This is a genomic window from Polaribacter sp. BAL334, assembly GCF_015767435.1.
Classification (GTDB): domain Bacteria; phylum Bacteroidota; class Bacteroidia; order Flavobacteriales; family Flavobacteriaceae; genus Polaribacter.
In genome coordinates this window covers 1-345 of record NZ_JADWOV010000120.1, presented here as the reverse complement: position 1 = coordinate 345, position 345 = coordinate 1, and the positions used below count along the sequence as shown (strand labels likewise).

The following is a 345-nucleotide window of genomic DNA, read 5'->3' as shown; positions in this document are numbered from 1 at the left end:
GTATAAAAAAAGAATAAGATTTTCCCCTATTTTCTCATATTTGACCAACCATTTCAGTAACTCTAATTCGTTATGTATATCTAGTGTGTTGTATTCTTTGATGGCTTTTTTTGCAGATTTATTTGATTTTAAAAAATCTTTTAACTCACTAATTTCATAGTATAAAGAATTGAATTTTTTTAAATTACTAAATAAACTATCCGAAAGACCAAAAGATTCGTATAAGAAGTAATATTTTTTTAGCCAATGCACATATATTTTTTTATCGATAATGTCATGTTGAAACTTCATAAGTTCATCGAATGCTTTATTGTAATTTTGACTTTTAATCAAAAAATTAATATT

General features: G+C 23.2%; 1 protein-coding gene. It reads right to left on the bottom strand.

Annotated elements, in window-relative coordinates; genetic code table 11:
• On the bottom strand, positions 1-333 hold a 333-nt coding region (locus IU405_RS00635; protein ID WP_231749413.1), incomplete at its 3' end, for a hypothetical protein.
• Positions 334-345: the final 12 nt, after the last annotated feature.